A 15734-nucleotide genomic window follows, 5' to 3' on the forward strand; every position below is an offset into this window, starting at 1 on the left:
GGGTGCGTGATCCCCCGTTTCGATGCCCTGGACGCGCTGCCCGTGCGGGCCGCCCTGCCCGATCTGAACGACGCTCTGGAGGGGCACGGCGCGGCGGTGCTCGCCGCGCCGCCCGGCACGGGGAAGACGACGCTGGTGCCGCTGGTGCTGGCCGGGCTGCTGGGTGAGGGGCCCGCGCGGCGGGTGGTGGTGGCCGAGCCGCGGCGCATCGCGGCGCGGGCCGCGGCCCGGCGGATGGCCTGGCTGCTGGGCGAGCGGCCCGGCGAGAGCGTCGGTCACACCGTGCGCGGGGAGCGGGTCGTGGGGCGGCACACGCGTGTGGAGGTCGTCACGACGGGCGTGCTGCTGCAGCGGCTCCAGCGCGACCAGGAGCTGACGGGCGTCGACGTGGTGGTGCTGGACGAGTGCCATGAGCGCCATCTAGACGCGGACGCGTCGGCCGCGTTCCTGTGGGACGTGCGCGAGACGTTGCGGCCCGAGTTGCGGCTGGTGGCCGCTTCCGCGACGACCGACACGGCCGGGTGGGCGCGGCTGCTGGGCGGGGCTCCGGTGGTTCAGGCCCACGGCTCGGCGTTCGACGTGGAGGTGGTGTGGGCGCCGCCGATGCGTCCCGTGCGGCCGCCGCACGGGACGCGGGTGGATCCGGCGCTGTTGGCGCATGTGGCGTCGGTGGTGCGGCGGGCGCTGGCGGAGCGGTCGGGGGACGTGCTGTGTTTCCTGCCGGGGGTCGGGGAGATCGCGCGGGTCTCGGGGCAGCTGGGGGCGCCGGCCGGGGTGGACGTGCTGCAGGTGCACGGTCGGTCGCCGGCGGGTGTGCAGGACGCGGCGCTGTCGCCGGGTGTGCGGCGCCGGGTGGTGCTCGCGACGTCCGTGGCGGAGTCGTCGCTGACCGTGCCGGGGGTGCGGGTGGTCGTGGACTCGGGTCTGGCGCGGGAGCCGCGGGTGGACCACGCGCGCGGGCTGAGCGCGCTCGCGACCGTGCGGGCCTCGCAGGCGGCGGGACGGCAGCGGGCGGGGCGGGCCGGGCGTGAGGCGCCGGGGGCGGTGTACCGGTGCTGGGCGCAGGCGGAGGACGCCCGGCTGCCGGCGTTTCCGGCTCCGGAGATCAAGGTGGCCGATCTGGCGGCGTTCGCGTTGCAGGCGGCCTGCTGGGGTGATCCGGACGCGTCGGGGCTGGCGTTGCTGGATGCGCCGCCGGCCGGGGCGATGGTGGCGGCGCGGGAGCTGCTGACGGCGATCGGCGCGGTGGACGCGGCGGGCCGGGCGACGGCCCGGGGGGTGCGGTTGGCGCGGCTGGGGCTGCATCCGCGGTTGGGGCGGGCGCTGCTGGACGGGGCGTCGCTGGTGGGGGTGGAGCGGGCGGCGGAGGTGGTCGCGTTGCTGAGCGAGGAGGCGCCGCGGGAGTACGGCGACGATCTGACGGCGGCGCTGGGCTGCGCCCGGCGCGGGGGCGACGCCTATGCGGGGAGGTGGCGGTCGGAGGTGCGGCGGCTGCGTGCCGTCGCGGCGGACGTCGACGTGCCGCCCGTGCGGGAGGCGTCGTCGGCTGCGGGGAGCGCCGGGGGCGGGGCCGTCGACGGTGAGGATCTCGCCGTCGGCCATGTGGTGGCCCTGGCCTTTCCGGAGCGGGTCGCGAAGGGGGACGGGGGGTCGTGGCTGATGGTTTCGGGGACGCGGGCGGAGGTGCGGGAGGGGTCGGGTCTGCGGGGCGCTCGCTGGCTGGCCGTGGCCGTCGCGGACCGGCCGGTCGGCAGGGGGCACGCGCGTGTGCAGCTGGCGGCGGTGGTGGACGAGGAGGTGGCGCGGCTCGCGGCCGGTGCGCTGCTGGACGAGCGGGAGGAGGTGCACTGGGCCGACGGGGACGTGGTGGCGCGGCGGGTGGAGCGGCTCGGGGCGGTGGAGCTCGGGGCGCGTCCGTTGCGGGACGCGGGCGCGGCACTCGTGCGCGGTGCGCTGGTGGAGGGGCTGGATAAGGAGGGGCTGGGGCTGCTTCGCTGGTCGGCCGAGGCGGTCGTCCTGCGGCAGCGGCTCGCGTTTTTGCGGTTGCGGCTCGGTGAGCCGTGGCCTGACGTCGGTGACGCGTCGTTGCACGCGCGTGTGGACGACTGGCTGGAGCCGGAGCTCGGTCGGGCGCGGCGGCGGAGCGATCTCGGGCGGATCGACGCCGGGGCGGCGCTCGGACGGCTGCTGCCGTGGGCGTCCGGTGCGGCGGGCCGGCTGGACGAGCTGGCGCCCGAGCGGATGGCCGTCCCCAGCGGGTCCAGGGCGCGGATCGACTACGCGGACCCGGAGCGGCCTGTTCTGGCGGTGAAGTTGCAGGAGATGTTCGGGCTGCAGGAGTCGCCGCGGGTGGCGGGGGTGCCGTTGCTGGTGCATCTGCTGTCGCCCGCCGGGCGGCCCGTGGCCGTCACCGCGGACCTCGCGTCGTTCTGGCGGGAGGGCTACAAGGGGGTGCGGGCGGAGTTGCGCGGCCGGTACCCGAAGCATCCGTGGCCGGAGGATCCGGTCGGCGCGGAGCCGACCCGGTACACCAACGCGCGGCTCAGGCGGTGACCGGCTGTGGTGCGGCGGGGGCCGTGGGGGCGGGCGGCCGGGGGCGGCGGGAGCGGGCCTCCAGGTACAGGGAGAGCGACATGAGCAGGGCGGCCAGCAGGAGGAAGCTCCAGGGGAGGTAGGAGGTCAGCAGCAGGACCAGGGTGCGGTTGGACTTGACGACGGACACGGTGTGGTCGATGTAGTCCTCACGCATCTTGACGTGTCCGGCGAACGCGGTGACCTTGGCGCGGTCGCCGAGGAGGGTGCCGCCGCGCAGTTCCTCCTGGTGGATCTCCTCGCCGTTGACGGGTGCTCCGGTGACGGGCTCGACCCAGAACCTGCGGACCGTGGTGTACCAGCGGGTGGTGCCGGTCTTGGCGATGTCCGCCGGGGTGATGCCCTTGACCGGCATCGTTTTGGGCATGGCGACCTGGGTCCAGGGGACGGTCTGCTCGAAGTAGTAGACCGTCAGGCCGCGGAAGGTCCGGGTGCCCCGGTAGTGGATGGGGGCGCTGGTGCGGGTCTGGGCGTCGAAGTACTGGTAGTCGCGCTTCTCCGTCAGGAACGGCCACTTGAACTCGATGCCCGTGCGGCGCACGGGGTCGCCGTCGACCATTTCGCCGGTGGCGTGGACGGGTTCCTGGGTGTGGGCGTCGAAGATGTAGCGCTCGGGGACCTGGGAGACCATCTTGCCGTCGGGTCCCTGGACGTAGGACAGGCCGTCCCAGACGACGACGTCCCGGCCGGCCGTCTTCTCGATCTTCTCGGAGGCTTCGACGTCGCCCTTGAGGGTCTGCACGATGGTGACCTTGGGGACGGTGCGGGCGGTCAGGCCGACGTAGTCGAGGAGGGTGGCGTTCCTGGCCTCCAGGACCATCGTCTGGTACTCGTTCGCGGGGATCTTGGCCAGGCGGGGGAAGACGTACCAGCGCATCAGCGGGGAGAGCGCCGCGAAGAACACGGCGAGGGCGAGCAGGATCAGGCTTGCCTTGCGGCGCATCTCGGCCTCCTTCGCGCGGGGGGGGTGGGGTCAGGGGTGGGCGGGGACCGTCGTCAGCAGGGGTCGGGGGGACGTCCGGCCTGCGGAGGCGCCGAGCGCGGTGAGGGTGAACACCAGGGCGAGCGCGAGGGCGAGGCCGGTCGCGGCGGCGATCAGAGCGCGCATCGGGACCTCCTGGACGCGTCGGCGGAACTCCCACGGAACTGACAGGTCGTCAGGTCGAGCACCGTAGCAACGGGCGCGCGAGATGAGAACACGTCGGACACGACGACGGCGGCCCCTCGGTGCGGAGAGGGGCCGCCGTCGTCGTCGCGTGGAGGCGGTGCGGACCGCCCGCGGACGTGCGGGCGGGTGCGCCGGGTAGGCCGGATCTACGAGCCGGAGGGCGTCGCCTCCGGCTCCGACTCGACGGGCGCGGGGTCCGGCGTCGACGTCTCGGCGGCCTTGACGGTCAGCTCGAGGGTGAGGACGGCTCCGCCGGTGGTGGTGATGCGCAGCAGGTAGGCGCCGGCGGTGTCGCCCGCGTACAGCGGGGGCAGTTGCAGCATGCCGTCGGCGTCCGTCTGCAGGTCCAGCGTGCGGACGGGTTTCTCCGCGGCGTCCTTGAAGTAGGGGCCCTCGTCGTTCGCGGTCGGGTCGTCGGCCGACCTGACCAGGGTGGCGGTGGCCGCGACCCTGCCCGCCGCCGCTCCCTTGTACGTGGCCTTCACCACGACCCGGTCGGCGAACTGGCCGCCGACGGTGCAGGTGAGCGCGGTGTCTCCGGTGCGGGCGAGGGCGTCCGCGGCGCGGGGGGTGACGGTGGCCGCGTAGTCGACGGCGGACACCGTACGGCCGAGGACGGTGGCGCGGACGGTGAAGGCGCCGGTCTTCTCGCCTGCCTGGAGGGCGGGCGCGAGGGCGACGCCCTTGGCGTCGGTGACGATCGTGGCGACGCTCTCGCCGCCGGTGAACTCGGCGTCGGTGTCGCCGACGATGGTGAAGCGGACCCTGACCTTGGCGACGGCCTTGCCGGCCGCCGTCTCCGCCCGGGCGCTGACGCGGTCCGTGTACACGTCGCCCGCCATGGCGGTGATCTTCGCCGGGCCCACGGCCTCGAGGTGGTGGACCGTCTCGGTCGGCGTGGGAGTCGGCGTGGGCTTCGGGGTCGGCTTGGCGGGCGTGGTGGGCTTGGTCGGCTTTCCGGGCGTGGACGGCTTCGTCGGCGTGCCGGGCGTCGTCGGGGCGGACGGCGTGCCAGGCGTCGTCGGGGCGGACGGCCAGGTCGGCCGGTAGTCGTCGCTGCGGTCGGTCGGCACGGTGCCGGTGCCGTCGGGGATCTCGTGAGAGCCCTTGCGGTAGTACTCCAGCCACGACAGGACCGTGTTCAGGTAGTCCGTGGAGTTGTTGTAGCTGAGGATCGCGGTGCGCATCCCGGTCGTCGTCGCCATGTCCCAGCCGTAGCGGCACAGGTAGTGGCCGGCGGCGAGTGCGGCGTCGTAGATGTTGTTGGGGTCCTTCTTGCCGTCGGCGTTGCCGTCGCGGCCGGCCCATGCCCAGGTGGACGGGATGAACTGCATGGGGCCCACGGCACGGTCGAAGGTGGTGTCTCCGTCGTAGGCGCCGTTGTCGGTGTCCCGGATGTTGGCGAAGCCGCTGCCGTTGAGGACCGGTCCGAGGATCGGCGAGACGGTCGTGCCGTCGGCGGTGACGTTGCCGCCGCGTGCCTGGCCCGACTCGACCTTGCCGATGGCGGCGAGGAGTTGCCAGGGCAGGTTGCAGCCCGGCTTGGCCTGCGCCAGCTGGGCCTCGGCCTTCTTGTAGGCGTCCAGGACGGTCGCGGGGATGCCCGCCTCGCCTGCGCCGCCGCCCGCCGGGGTGGTGGCGGGGCTCTGGCTCGGCGCCGGGAGGGGGCTGTGCAGGGGCGGCAGGTCCGTGTAGTACGGCGAGTTGCCGGTGGCGCTGTCGTCCGAGCCGGCGCCGGTCTCGGCGCCCGTCTCGGCGGCGGGAGTGTCCGCGGCGGTCCGTCCGCCCGGGGTGTCGGCCGTGACGTCCGGTGCCTGGGACGCGGCCAGAGCCGCGACCGCCAGTGCGGCCACGGTCGTGTTGACCGCTCCCTTGCGCAGCCTTGTGCCGAAATGCGCCGACATGAAGTGAGACCCTCCCGGTGTCGCCGTTGCCACTCGCGTGACGAATCAACTGCCACTCGTGTGACGATCAACCCGCCCGGCAGGTTGCACGCGTGGGCGGTTTGCGCTGTTCTGTTCCTCGGTTCGGCGCGCCTTAGGGCGCGGCGACCCAGGTGACCCTACGACAACTTCTTTTTGACCGGCACCCGTTCGAGCGTCGTTTTCACCGGCCGCACACGTGACGAGGGCCGGGAACCGCGCCTCGCACCCCGGACGTCGTTGATCATCGGGTCGGCCGGCCCGTCAAGCCACGCCCCCGGGAGCCCTGTTGCCGTTCACTCTGAGTCACGCCGCGGCCGTGCTGCCCGCCGTGCGCACCGACGGCTCCGGCCGCGGGCGACTGGCACCGGCCGTCCTCGTGGCGGGATCGTTCGCCCCCGACCTGACGTACTACGCGGCGAGCGTCCTGCCCGACGCCATGGAGTTCGGTGACGTCACGCACTCCTTCCCCGGCGTGTTCACGGTCGACGTGCTGCTGGCGTGGGCGCTCGTCGGGCTGTGGCTGCTGGCACGCGAACCGCTGGTCGCACTGCTGCCGCGCGCCCGGCAGGGCCGGACGGCCGCACTGACCCGCTGCGGAACACCACGCGCGCGTGTCCGGCCGGCCGCGGCCCTGTGGTGGTACGTCTCGGCGGTGCTCGGCGCGCTGACCCACGTGGTGTGGGACGCGTTCACCCACCTCGACCGCTGGGGCATGCGGCTGCTTCCCGTGCTCGGCGAGACGATCGCCGGCTCCCCGCTGTACTGGTACCTGCAGTACGGCGGGTCGGCGGTGGCGGCGCTGGCGATCCTCGCGTTCCTGGTGCGCGCGGTGCGCCGGGCGCCCGATGCCGAGCCGGTGGGGGTCGCGGCGCTGTCGGCGGCGGACCGGTGGTGGGCCGCCGCCGTGATCGGCGGCTGCGCGCTGGTCGGGGCGGTACGGCGGGCGACACGGTGGTGGGACTACTGGGGCGCCCGGGACGCGAAGCCGTGGGAGCTCATCCCGACGGTGTGCTTCGGCGCGGGCGCGGGGCTGATTCTCGGCCTGCTGGTGTACGCCGTCGGCGTGCGGGTGTGGCGTCCGGCCGGCCCGGGCGGCCGCGCCGGGGAGCCGGAGCAGCCGGAGTTGCCGGAGGCGGCACCGGTGGAGGTCAGCGCGGGAGGGAGCCGTCCTGGGGCCCGGTGAGGGGCGTGGGCGGCGCGACGAAGAGGGTGATGCGGGGAGCCGTACGCGGTCCGCGGCGGAGCCGGCCGAGGACGCCGGAGACGAGCGCCCAGCGGCCGCGTACGGCCCCGGCCCATATCCGCCAGGTGTCACCGCGCGGCACGAGCCGGCCGGCGACCGGGCGGACGAACAGCTGGACAATCGGGCGGACGAACGGGCGGACGCGCCGGGACATCGGCGGGGGCGGGGGCAGGCGTCGGGCGAGCCCCTTGCCACGCAGGCGCACGGTGGCCGTACGCACGGTGGCCGTACGCAGGGCGGCGCCGGGGGTTCCCGGGATGCGGGGAGCGGCGGCCCGGGGGGCCCGGGCGGGGCGCGGGCGGCTCCAGGGACCCTTGCCGGGGCGGAGCCGCCCGGTCGCGGCGGCCGTGGCGTGAACGCGTGCGCGGGCCTTTCGGCGGTGGAGCATGCGTATACCCATGGCCGCATCCTGGTGGCGGAAGTCGGCCCGGTCCTGTTCTCGGGGGCCACGCGGGTGAGGCCCCTCCACACAAGGGGCCCGGTCCGAGGAGTCGTGTCCGAGGGGACCTGGCGGCGGGGACCTCCCTGTCCGAGGGGTCGTGTCCCAGGGCACTTGTCGGCAGGGACCTGTCCGAGAGGTCGCGTTCGAGGGCACCCGTGCGAGGGGCCGGCCCGAGGGTCCCTTCCCGCTCGCCGACCGGGCCCCTTCCCACGGTGCCGGGCGTGCCGTGCCCTGTACCCCCGGCCGTCCGGGCGGGCCGCCGGGCCGGCCTTCGCGGCCACGGGCCGTCGCCCGGCTTTCCAAAAGCCTGAACGAGCCCCAGGAACCCGCCGACCGCCGGGGCTCAGCCGTCCCACCGCCGAGGCCCCGGCCTGCCGACCGCTTGACGCTCCCGCCGACCGCCGGAAGCCCCGCCCTCCGGCCCGCCGGGACCTGAACGACCGGCCGGGGTTCGACCGGCCGTCGGGGCCCCGGTCGTCCGACCGCCTGAAGCGTGGACGACCGGCCGGAGGCCGATCGGTCGCCGCAGGCCCTACCGGGCGACGGCAGGTGGTGCCGACCTGGCGCCGAAGCACTCGGCCCGCCCCGCCGACCGGCCGCCCGAAGCCGGAAACGACCCCCGGAGCGGCCGGCCGCCAGGCCCGCCGGCCCGCCGGCCGCGTCCCGACCCCTCGGGGACAGCTAGTGCGCCGCCGACTCCCAGTCCGTGCCCGCACCGACCGACACGTCGAGAGGGGCCCTGAGCTGGACCGCCCCGGCCATCTCGCGGCGGACCAGCTCCTCCGCGGCCGCGCGCTCGCCGGGGGCGACCTCCAGGACGATCTCGTCGTGGACCTGGAGCAGCATGCGCGACTTGAGGTCCGCCGCCCGCAGCGCCGTGTCCACCTTGAGCATGGCGATCTTGACGATGTCCGCCGCCGTGCCCTGGATCGGCGCGTTGAGGGCCATGCGCTCGGCCGCCTCGCGACGCTGACGGTTGTCGCTGTTGAGGTCGGGCAGATAGCGGCGGCGGCCGAACAGGGTCGCCGTGTAGCCGGTCGCCCGCGCCTCGTCGACGGCACGGCGCAGGTAGTCCCGCACGCCGCCGAAGCGTTCGAAGTAGGCGTCCATCAGAGCGCGGGCCTCACCGGCCTCGATGTTCAGCTGCTGGGACAGGCCGAACGCCGACAGACCGTACGCCAGCCCGTACGACATGGCCTTGATCTTGCGGCGCATCTCCGCGTCCACCGCGTCCCGCTCCACGCCGAACACCTGCGAGGCGGCCGTGGTGTGCAGGTCCTCGCCGGAGGTGAACGCCTCGATGAGACCCGCGTCCTCGGAGAGGTGCGCCATCACGCGCAGTTCGATCTGGCTGTAGTCGGCCGTCATCAGCGACTCGAAGCCCTCGCCGACGACGAAACCGCGGCGGATCGCCCGGCCCTCGTCCGTGCGGACGGGGATGTTCTGCAGGTTGGGGTCGGTGGACGACAGGCGGCCCGTCGCGGCGACCGTCTGGTTGAACGTCGTGTGGATGCGGCCGTCCGCAGCGATCGTCTTGATCAGGCCCTCGACGGTGACACGGAGCTTCGCCTGCTCGCGGTGGCGCAGCATGACGACCGGCAGCTCGTTGTCCGTCTGGCCGGCGAGCCAGGCCAGCGCGTCGGCGTCGGTGGTGTAGCCGGTCTTGGTCTTCTTCGTCTTGGGCAGGCCCAGTTCACCGAACAGGACCTCCTGGAGCTGCTTGGGCGACCCCAGGTTGAACTCGTGGCCGGCGGCCGCGTGCGCCTCCTTCACGGCCTGCTGGACCGCGCCCGCGAACATCTGCTCCATGGCCTCCAGATGGGCGCGGTCGGCCGCGATGCCGTGCCGCTCCATACGGGCCAGGAGCGCCGACGTCGGCAGCTCCATGTCGCGCAGCAGATCCGCCGCGCCGACCTCCTCCAGCCGGCCGCGGAAGGACACGCCGAGGTCCACGATCGTGCGGGCCTGCACCATGAGCGCCTCGGCCTCGGCGCCGTCGTCCGTGCCGAAGGCCAGCTGGCCGTCGGCCGCGGCGGCCGGCGCCAGTTCGCGGCCCAGGTACTCCAGGGACAGCGCGTCCAGGTCGAAGGAGCGGCGGCCGGGCTTGACCAGGTAGGCGGCCAGGGCGGTGTCCATGAAGACGCCGGCGACGGACCAGCCGTGCTCGGCGAAGACCCGCATGGCGCCCTTCGCGTCATGCAGCACCTTGGGGCGGTCCTCGGCGGCGAGCCAGGCCGCCCACGCGTTGTCGTCCGCCTCGTCGAGCTCCGTCGGGTCGAACCAGGCGGCCGCTCCCTCGGCGGCGGCCAGCGCGATCTCGGTGACCGAGCCGGCGCCCAGCGCCCACGCGTCGACGGTGGCCACGCCCAGCGTCAGCGCGCCGTGCTCGGCGAGCCAGCCGGCCAGCTCGCCGGCGCCCAGCACCGTGCCGTCCAGCTCCACACCGCCGGTGATCACCGGGGTGGCCTCGGCCTCCTGCCCGCCCGGGTCGACGGCGAGCAGCCGCTCACGCAGCGACGGGTTCCTGATCTCCAGCGTGTCCAGGATCATCGCGACGGCCGTGCGGTCGTACGGGGTGCGCTCCAGATCGGTGACCGACCCCGGCAACTCGACGTCGCGAACCATCTCGGTGAGGCGGCGGTTGAGCTTGACCGATTCCAGATGGTCGCGCAGGTTCTGCCCGGCCTTGCCCTTGACCTCCTCGACGCGCTCGACGAGCTCCGCGAACGAACCGAACTGGTTGATCCACTTCGCGGCCGTCTTCTCGCCGACGCCCGGAATGCCCGGCAGGTTGTCGGACGGGTCGCCCCGCAGGGCCGCGAAATCGGGGTACTGCGCAGGCGTCAGCGCGTACTTCTCGAAGACCTTCTCCGGGGTGAACCGGGTCAGCTCCGAGACGCCCTTCGTCGGATACAGCACGGTGGTGTGCTCGGAGACCAGCTGGAAGGAGTCGCGGTCGCCGGTGACGATCAGCACCTCGAAGCCCGCGGCCTCGGCCTGGGTGGCCAACGTGGCGATGACGTCGTCGGCCTCGAAGCCGTCCACCGCGAAACGGGAGACGTGCATCGCGTCGAGCAGTTCGCCGATCAGCTCGACCTGGCCCTTGAACTCGTCGGGCGTCTTGGAACGGTTCGCCTTGTACTCGGTGAACTCCTCGGAACGCCACGTCTTGCGGGACACGTCGAACGCGACCGCGAAGTGCGTGGGCGCCTCGTCACGCAGCGTGTTGGCGAGCATCGACGCGAAGCCGTAGATCGCGTTGGTGGGCTGGCCCGTCGCGGTGGTGAAGTTCTCCGCGGGCAACGCGAAGAACGCGCGGTAGGCCAGCGAGTGCCCGTCCATGAGCATCAGGCGCGGACGGCTTGCGCCGGAGGGGGTCTCGGTCTTCTTCGATGCTGTCTCTGCCACGCCCCGATCCTGCCACGCCCCACTGACACTCGGTCCCGGCCGCCACGGATCCCGCCACACCCCGCCCCGCGGAACCCGCCGCTCCCCCTCCGGGCCGCCCCGCGGGGACCCGGCCCGCCTACCCGCCCCGCAGGACCCGGCCCGCCCGGGCTCGATGTCGGCGCCGCGTGCGAGGATCGGAGACATACCGCACCCGTGGCAGGTCGAAGGAGATCGCGCGATGGCAACGAAGCCGCCGAAGGCTGATCCGGTCCAGGACGCGCCGCTCGTCGAAGAGCCGAAGCGCGCGGCGGCGGGCCTGCCGGCCGTCGGGCACTCCCTGCGGATCGCCCAGCAGCAGATGGGCGTCAAACGCACCGCCCTGACACTGCTGCGCGTCAACCAGAAGGACGGCTTCGACTGCCCCGGCTGCGCCTGGCCCGAGCCCGAGCACCGGCACGCCGCCGAGTTCTGCGAGAACGGCGCGAAGGCCGTCGCCGAGGAAGCGACCCTGCGCCGCGTCACCCCCGAGTTCTTCGCCGCGCACACCGTCGCCGACCTCGCCGGCCGCAGCGGCTACTGGCTCGGCCAGCAAGGGCGCCTCACCCACCCCATGTACCTGCCCGAAGGCGCGGACCGCTACGAGCCGGTCACCTGGGAACGCGCCTTCGACATCGTCGCCGAGGAGTGCGCCGCCCTCGCCTCCCCCGACGAGGCCGTCTTCTACACCTCGGGCCGCACCAGCAACGAGGCGGCGTTCCTCTACCAGCTCTTCGCGCGCGAGTTCGGCACGAACAACCTGCCGGACTGCTCCAACATGTGCCACGAGTCGTCCGGCTCGGCACTGTCGGAGACCATCGGCATCGGCAAGGGCAGCGTCCTGCTCGAGGACCTCCACCAGGCCGACCTGATCATCGTCGCCGGGCAGAACCCGGGCACCAACCACCCGCGCATGCTCTCCGCGCTGGAGAAGGCCAAGGCGGGCGGCGCGAAGATCATCAGCGTCAACCCGCTGCCCGAAGCCGGCCTGGAACGCTTCAAGAACCCGCAGACACCACAAGGCATGATCAAGGGCGCGGCACTCACCGACCTGTTCCTGCAGATCCGTATCGGCGGCGACCAGGCCCTCTTCCGTCTCCTCAACAAGCTCGTCCTGGAGACGGACGGCGCGCTCGACGAGGCGTTCATCGCCGAACACACCCACGGCTTCGAGGAGTTCGCCGACGCCGCCCGCGCCGCCGACTGGGACGAGACACTCACCGCGACCGGCCTCACCCGCGCGCAGATCGAGGAAGCCCTGCGCATGGTGCTCGCCTCGAAGCGCACCATCGTCTGCTGGGCCATGGGCCTCACCCAGCACAAGCACTCCGTGCCCACCATCCGCGAAGTCGTCAACTTCCTCCTGCTGCGCGGAAACATCGGCCGCCCGGGCGCCGGCGTGTGCCCGGTGCGCGGCCATTCCAACGTGCAGGGCGACCGCACCATGGGCATCTTCGAACGGCCCGCCCCGGCCTTCCTCGACGCCCTGGAGAAGGAGTTCGGCTTCGCGCCGCCGCGCGAGCACGGCTTCGACGTCGTACGGGCCATCCGCGCACTGCGCGACGGCGAGGCGAAGCTGTTCTTCGCCATGGGCGGCAACTTCGTGTCGGCCTCCCCCGACACCGAGGTCACCGAGGCGGCCATGCGGCGCGCCCGGCTGACCGTGCACGTGTCGACGAAGCTGAACCGCTCGCACGTCGTCACCGGCGCCCGCGCGCTGATCCTGCCCACCCTGGGCCGCACCGAACGCGATCTGCAGGGCGGCGGCGAGCAGTTCGTGACCGTCGAGGACTCCATGGGCATGGTGCACGCCTCCCGGGGCCGCCTCGCGCCCGCCGGCGCCCACCTGCTGTCCGAGCCGGCCATCGTCTGCCGCCTGGCGCGCCGGGTCCTCGGCGAGGACAGCAGGACTCCGTGGGAGGAGTTCGAGAAGGACTACGCGACGATCCGTGACCGCATAGCGCGCGTCATCCCCGGCTTCGAGGACTTCAACGCGCGCGTGGCACGGCCCGGCGGCTTCACCCTGCCGCACGCCCCGCGCGACGAGCGCCGCTTCCCCACCACCACCGGCAAGGCCAACTTCACCGCCGCACCGATCGAGTACCCCCGGCTGCCCGAAGGCCGTCTCCTGCTGCAGACGCTGCGCTCGCACGATCAGTACAACACCACGATCTACGGCCTCGACGACCGCTACCGGGGCATCAGGAACGGCCGCCGCGTCGTCCTCGTCAACGTCGACGACGCGCACACGCTGGGCCTGGCGGAGGGCTCGTACGTGGACCTGGTGAGCGAGTGGCGGGACGGCGTCGAGCGGCGCGCCCCCGGCTTCCGCGTGGTGCTCTACCCGACCGCGCGGGGCTGCGCGGCCGCCTACTACCCCGAGACCAACGTGCTGGTCCCGCTGGACGCCACCGCGGACACCAGCAACACGCCCGCCAGCAAGTCCGTCGTGGTCCGTCTGGAACAATCGACGACCGACTGAGCGTTTGCTTAAGTCACCGCCGGACTTGTATCGACGAACGGAGCCGGGCCCCATGGGCGAGCAGCACCACGTGAAGTTCCCGCAGGAAGTCATCGACGAGTACGCCGCGCTCGGCGTCGACATCCTCGCCCTGTTCTCCGCCGGACACCTCGGCACCCGCATGGGCGTGCAGATCCTCGAAGCCTCCGCCGAACGCGTCGTCGCCACCATGCCCGTCGAGGGCAACACCCAGCCCTACGGACTGCTGCACGGCGGCGCCTCCGCGGTCCTCGCCGAGACCATCGGCTCGGTCGGCGCCATGCTGCACGGCGGCAGCTCCAAGATCGCCGTCGGCGTCGACCTGAACTGCACCCACCACCGCGGCGCCCGCTCCGGCCTGGTCACCGGCGTGGCCACACCCGTGCACCGCGGACGCTCCACCGCCACCTACGAGATCGTGATCAACGACGAGGAGGAACACCGCGTGTGCACCGCACGACTGACCTGCCTGCTGCGCGACGTCCGCGCCGGCGACGGGGCACCCGTCCGCACGGCCGGGGACTGACACCCGCGGAGCACACCGGCCGGCGTCCCACGCTCCCGACGCTTCCGGGGCCCGTGCCCCGGGAGCCCGCGGCACACCCCGCCCGGGCCCGACCCACCCGCCCCGGCCCGCATTCCGCCCGTTCTCCCCGCAGCGGAACAGGCGGCTCCCACAGAAAAGCGTCGCTGAACGTCGGATTTTCTTTCCCCGCCGTAACTCTACGTAACGCGCGCGCAATACCGGAGCAGGCATCCGGCCCCGGCCCGCACTACGCGCACAAGCCCTTCGAACCCCTACAGGTCGCCTCCAGCAACGAAGCACCGTCACGACCAAAACGCCCGAGACACCTGAACACCGCCACGTTCGTCCTGCACGTTCTCACCATGCGGACAGGACGAATCAGCCCTAATTCCGCCCTTCCGCCCTCCAAGTACCGCTCTGCATTACCTCGTGTCATAACAAGAGCGTCACAGCCTTGGTCAGACCCTCCTCCGAGTTCCCTCCCCGCGCCTAGAGTCACGCCCAGTCACCGCGCCACCGGTTTGGAAGTCAATTCGGCCCCGCGCTCGACTCGGCGCGTTCCAGGGGGAACCGCCGTGCCAGGGAAAGGACCTGATTCGTGCGTCAACGTTCGATCATCGCCATCACCGCCGCGCTCGCGGCGGGATCGCTGACACTCACCGCCTGTGGGTCGCGTGACGACGACGGCAAGAGCAGCAGCGGAGACAAGACCACCGTCGTGATCGGCGTCGACGCCCCGCTCACCGGCGACCTGTCCGCGCTCGGCCTCGGCATCAAGAACTCCGCCGACCTCGCCGCGAAGACCGCCAACAAGCAGGAATACGTCAAGGGCGTCGAGTTCAAGATCGAAGCGACCGACGACCAGGCCCAGCCCTCCGTCGGCCAGCAGAACGCCCAGAAGTTCATCAGCGACAAGGAAGTCCTCGGCGTCGTCGGCCCGCTGAACTCCGGCGTCTCCCAGCAGATGCAGAAGCCGCTCAACGACGCGGGCCTCACCCAGGTCTCCCCCGCCAACACCGGCACCGAACTGACCCAGGGCGACGGCTGGAAGACCGGCAACTCGGTCCGCCCGTTCAAGACGTTCTTCCGCACCGCCACCACGGACGAGATCCAGGGCGCCTTCGCCGCCGAGTACCTCTTCACCAAGGCCGGCAAGAAGAAGGTCTACCTGATCGACGACCAGAAGACCTACGGCGCCGGCCTCGCCGCCTCCTTCAAGGCGAACTTCACCAAGCTCGGCGGCCAGATCGTCGGCACCGACCACATCAACCCCGACGACCGCGACTTCAACGCCGTCGTCGCCAAGATCAAGAAGACCGGTGCCGAAGCCCTCTACTACGGCGGCGAATACCCCGCCGCCGCCCCCCTGAGCCAGCAGCTCAAGGACAGCGGCCAGAACATCCCCCTCATGGGCGGCGACGGCATCTACTCCGGCGAATTCCCCAAGCTCAACAAGAAGGCCGAAGGCGACCTCGCCACCTCCGTCGGCAAGCCCGTCGAAGAACTCCCCTCCGCCAAGGAGTTCATCGCCAACTACAAGACGGCCGGCTACAAGGACGCCTACGAGGCCTACGGCGGCCTCACCTACGACGCCACCTGGTCCATCATCGAAGCCGTCAAGATCGCCGTCGAAGGCAACGACGGCAAGGTCCCGACAGACGGCCGCAAGGCAGTCCTCGACGCCATGTCCAAAGTCAAGTTCGACGGCGTCACCGGCACCGTCTCCTTCGACGAATTCGGCGACACCACCAACCACTTGATGACCGCCTACAAGGTCACCGGCGGAACGTGGAAGCCCGAATACAGCGCCGCACCCAACGTCAGCTGAACGAAGCAGGAGCAGCCGCACCTCCCCACTTCACGCATTGATCAGGCCGCGCGGGAGTGCCCACCAGCGCTCCCGCGCGGCGCC

Annotated in this window: 10 protein-coding genes; 5 read left to right on the plus strand and 5 right to left on the minus strand. The window is 72.5% G+C overall.

What is annotated here, in order from left to right:
- The first annotated feature begins 9 nt into the window (after positions 1 to 9).
- Complete coding sequence (hrpB, locus tag QA802_RS11505; protein WP_334534500.1) at positions 10 to 2553, plus strand: ATP-dependent helicase HrpB; 2544 nt, start codon at positions 10 to 12, stop codon at positions 2551 to 2553.
- On the opposite strand, the gene pgfA is transcribed toward hrpB, so the two are convergent.
- The 3 genes from pgfA to QA802_RS11520 form a co-directional block, all read right to left on the minus strand.
- Positions 2543 to 3535: a cell envelope lipid trafficking protein PgfA gene (pgfA, locus tag QA802_RS11510; RefSeq protein ID WP_334520857.1), complete on the minus strand. Its 993-nt coding sequence runs from the start codon at positions 3533 to 3535 to the stop codon at positions 2543 to 2545. The genes hrpB and pgfA overlap by 11 nt on opposite strands.
- Positions 3536 to 3565: 30 nt before the next feature.
- A complete protein-coding gene (locus QA802_RS11515; protein WP_334520860.1) occupies positions 3566 to 3700 on the minus strand; it encodes an SPW_0924 family protein in 135 nt (44 codons plus the stop codon).
- Positions 3701 to 3906: 206 nt separating this feature from the next.
- Complete coding sequence (locus QA802_RS11520; RefSeq protein ID WP_334520863.1) at positions 3907 to 5664, minus strand: lytic transglycosylase domain-containing protein; 1758 nt, start codon at positions 5662 to 5664, stop codon at positions 3907 to 3909.
- Positions 5665 to 5971: 307 nt separating this feature from the next.
- Between QA802_RS11520 and QA802_RS11525 the strand changes: the two genes are divergently transcribed.
- The gene (locus QA802_RS11525) at positions 5972 to 6868 is read left to right on the plus strand and encodes a DUF4184 family protein (RefSeq protein WP_334520866.1); all 897 of its coding nucleotides are present in this window, start codon (positions 5972 to 5974) and stop codon (positions 6866 to 6868) included.
- On the opposite strand, the gene QA802_RS11530 is transcribed toward QA802_RS11525, so the two are convergent.
- Complete coding sequence (locus QA802_RS11530) at positions 6834 to 7328, minus strand: hypothetical protein (RefSeq protein ID WP_334520869.1); 495 nt, start codon at positions 7326 to 7328, stop codon at positions 6834 to 6836. The two genes, QA802_RS11525 and QA802_RS11530, sit on opposite strands and share 35 nt — an antisense overlap.
- Positions 7329 to 8051: 723 nt before the next feature.
- Entirely contained in the window at positions 8052 to 10778 is a 2727-nt protein-coding gene (polA, locus tag QA802_RS11535) for a DNA polymerase I (RefSeq protein WP_334520872.1), read from the minus strand.
- A 220-nt stretch (positions 10779 to 10998) separates the two neighbouring features.
- On the opposite strand from polA, the gene QA802_RS11540 reads away from it, so the two are divergent.
- From QA802_RS11540 to QA802_RS11550, 3 genes are all read left to right on the plus strand, one after another.
- Positions 10999 to 13278: an FdhF/YdeP family oxidoreductase gene (locus QA802_RS11540; protein WP_334520874.1), complete on the plus strand. Its 2280-nt coding sequence runs from the start codon at positions 10999 to 11001 to the stop codon at positions 13276 to 13278.
- A 52-nt stretch (positions 13279 to 13330) separates the two neighbouring features.
- A complete protein-coding gene (locus tag QA802_RS11545) occupies positions 13331 to 13822 on the plus strand; it encodes a PaaI family thioesterase (RefSeq protein WP_334520877.1) in 492 nt (163 codons plus the stop codon).
- Between the two features lie 598 nt (positions 13823 to 14420).
- Complete coding sequence (locus tag QA802_RS11550) at positions 14421 to 15650, plus strand: branched-chain amino acid ABC transporter substrate-binding protein (protein ID WP_416070839.1); 1230 nt, start codon at positions 14421 to 14423, stop codon at positions 15648 to 15650.
- Positions 15651 to 15734: the final 84 nt, after the last annotated feature.

The sequence above is a fragment of the Streptomyces sp. B21-105 genome (genome assembly GCF_036898465.1).
In the GTDB taxonomy this organism is placed as follows: Bacteria; Actinomycetota; Actinomycetes; order Streptomycetales; family Streptomycetaceae; genus Streptomyces.

What these genes read in the sequence shown, in the direction of transcription:
- pgfA (WP_334520857.1), bottom strand. Translation starts at nt 3,535, where the DNA reads ATGCGCCGCAAGGCAAGCCTGATCCTGCTCGCCCTCGCCGTGTTCTTC.
- QA802_RS11515 (WP_334520860.1), bottom strand. Translation starts at nt 3,700, where the DNA reads ATGCGCGCTCTGATCGCCGCCGCGACCGGCCTCGCCCTCGCGCTCGCC.
- QA802_RS11520 (WP_334520863.1), bottom strand. Translation starts at nt 5,664, where the DNA reads ATGTCGGCGCATTTCGGCACAAGGCTGCGCAAGGGAGCGGTCAACACG.
- QA802_RS11530 (WP_334520869.1), bottom strand. Translation starts at nt 7,328, where the DNA reads ATGGGTATACGCATGCTCCACCGCCGAAAGGCCCGCGCACGCGTTCAC.
- QA802_RS11540 (WP_334520874.1), top strand. Translation starts at nt 10,999, where the DNA reads ATGGCAACGAAGCCGCCGAAGGCTGATCCGGTCCAGGACGCGCCGCTC.
- QA802_RS11545 (WP_334520877.1), top strand. Translation starts at nt 13,331, where the DNA reads ATGGGCGAGCAGCACCACGTGAAGTTCCCGCAGGAAGTCATCGACGAG.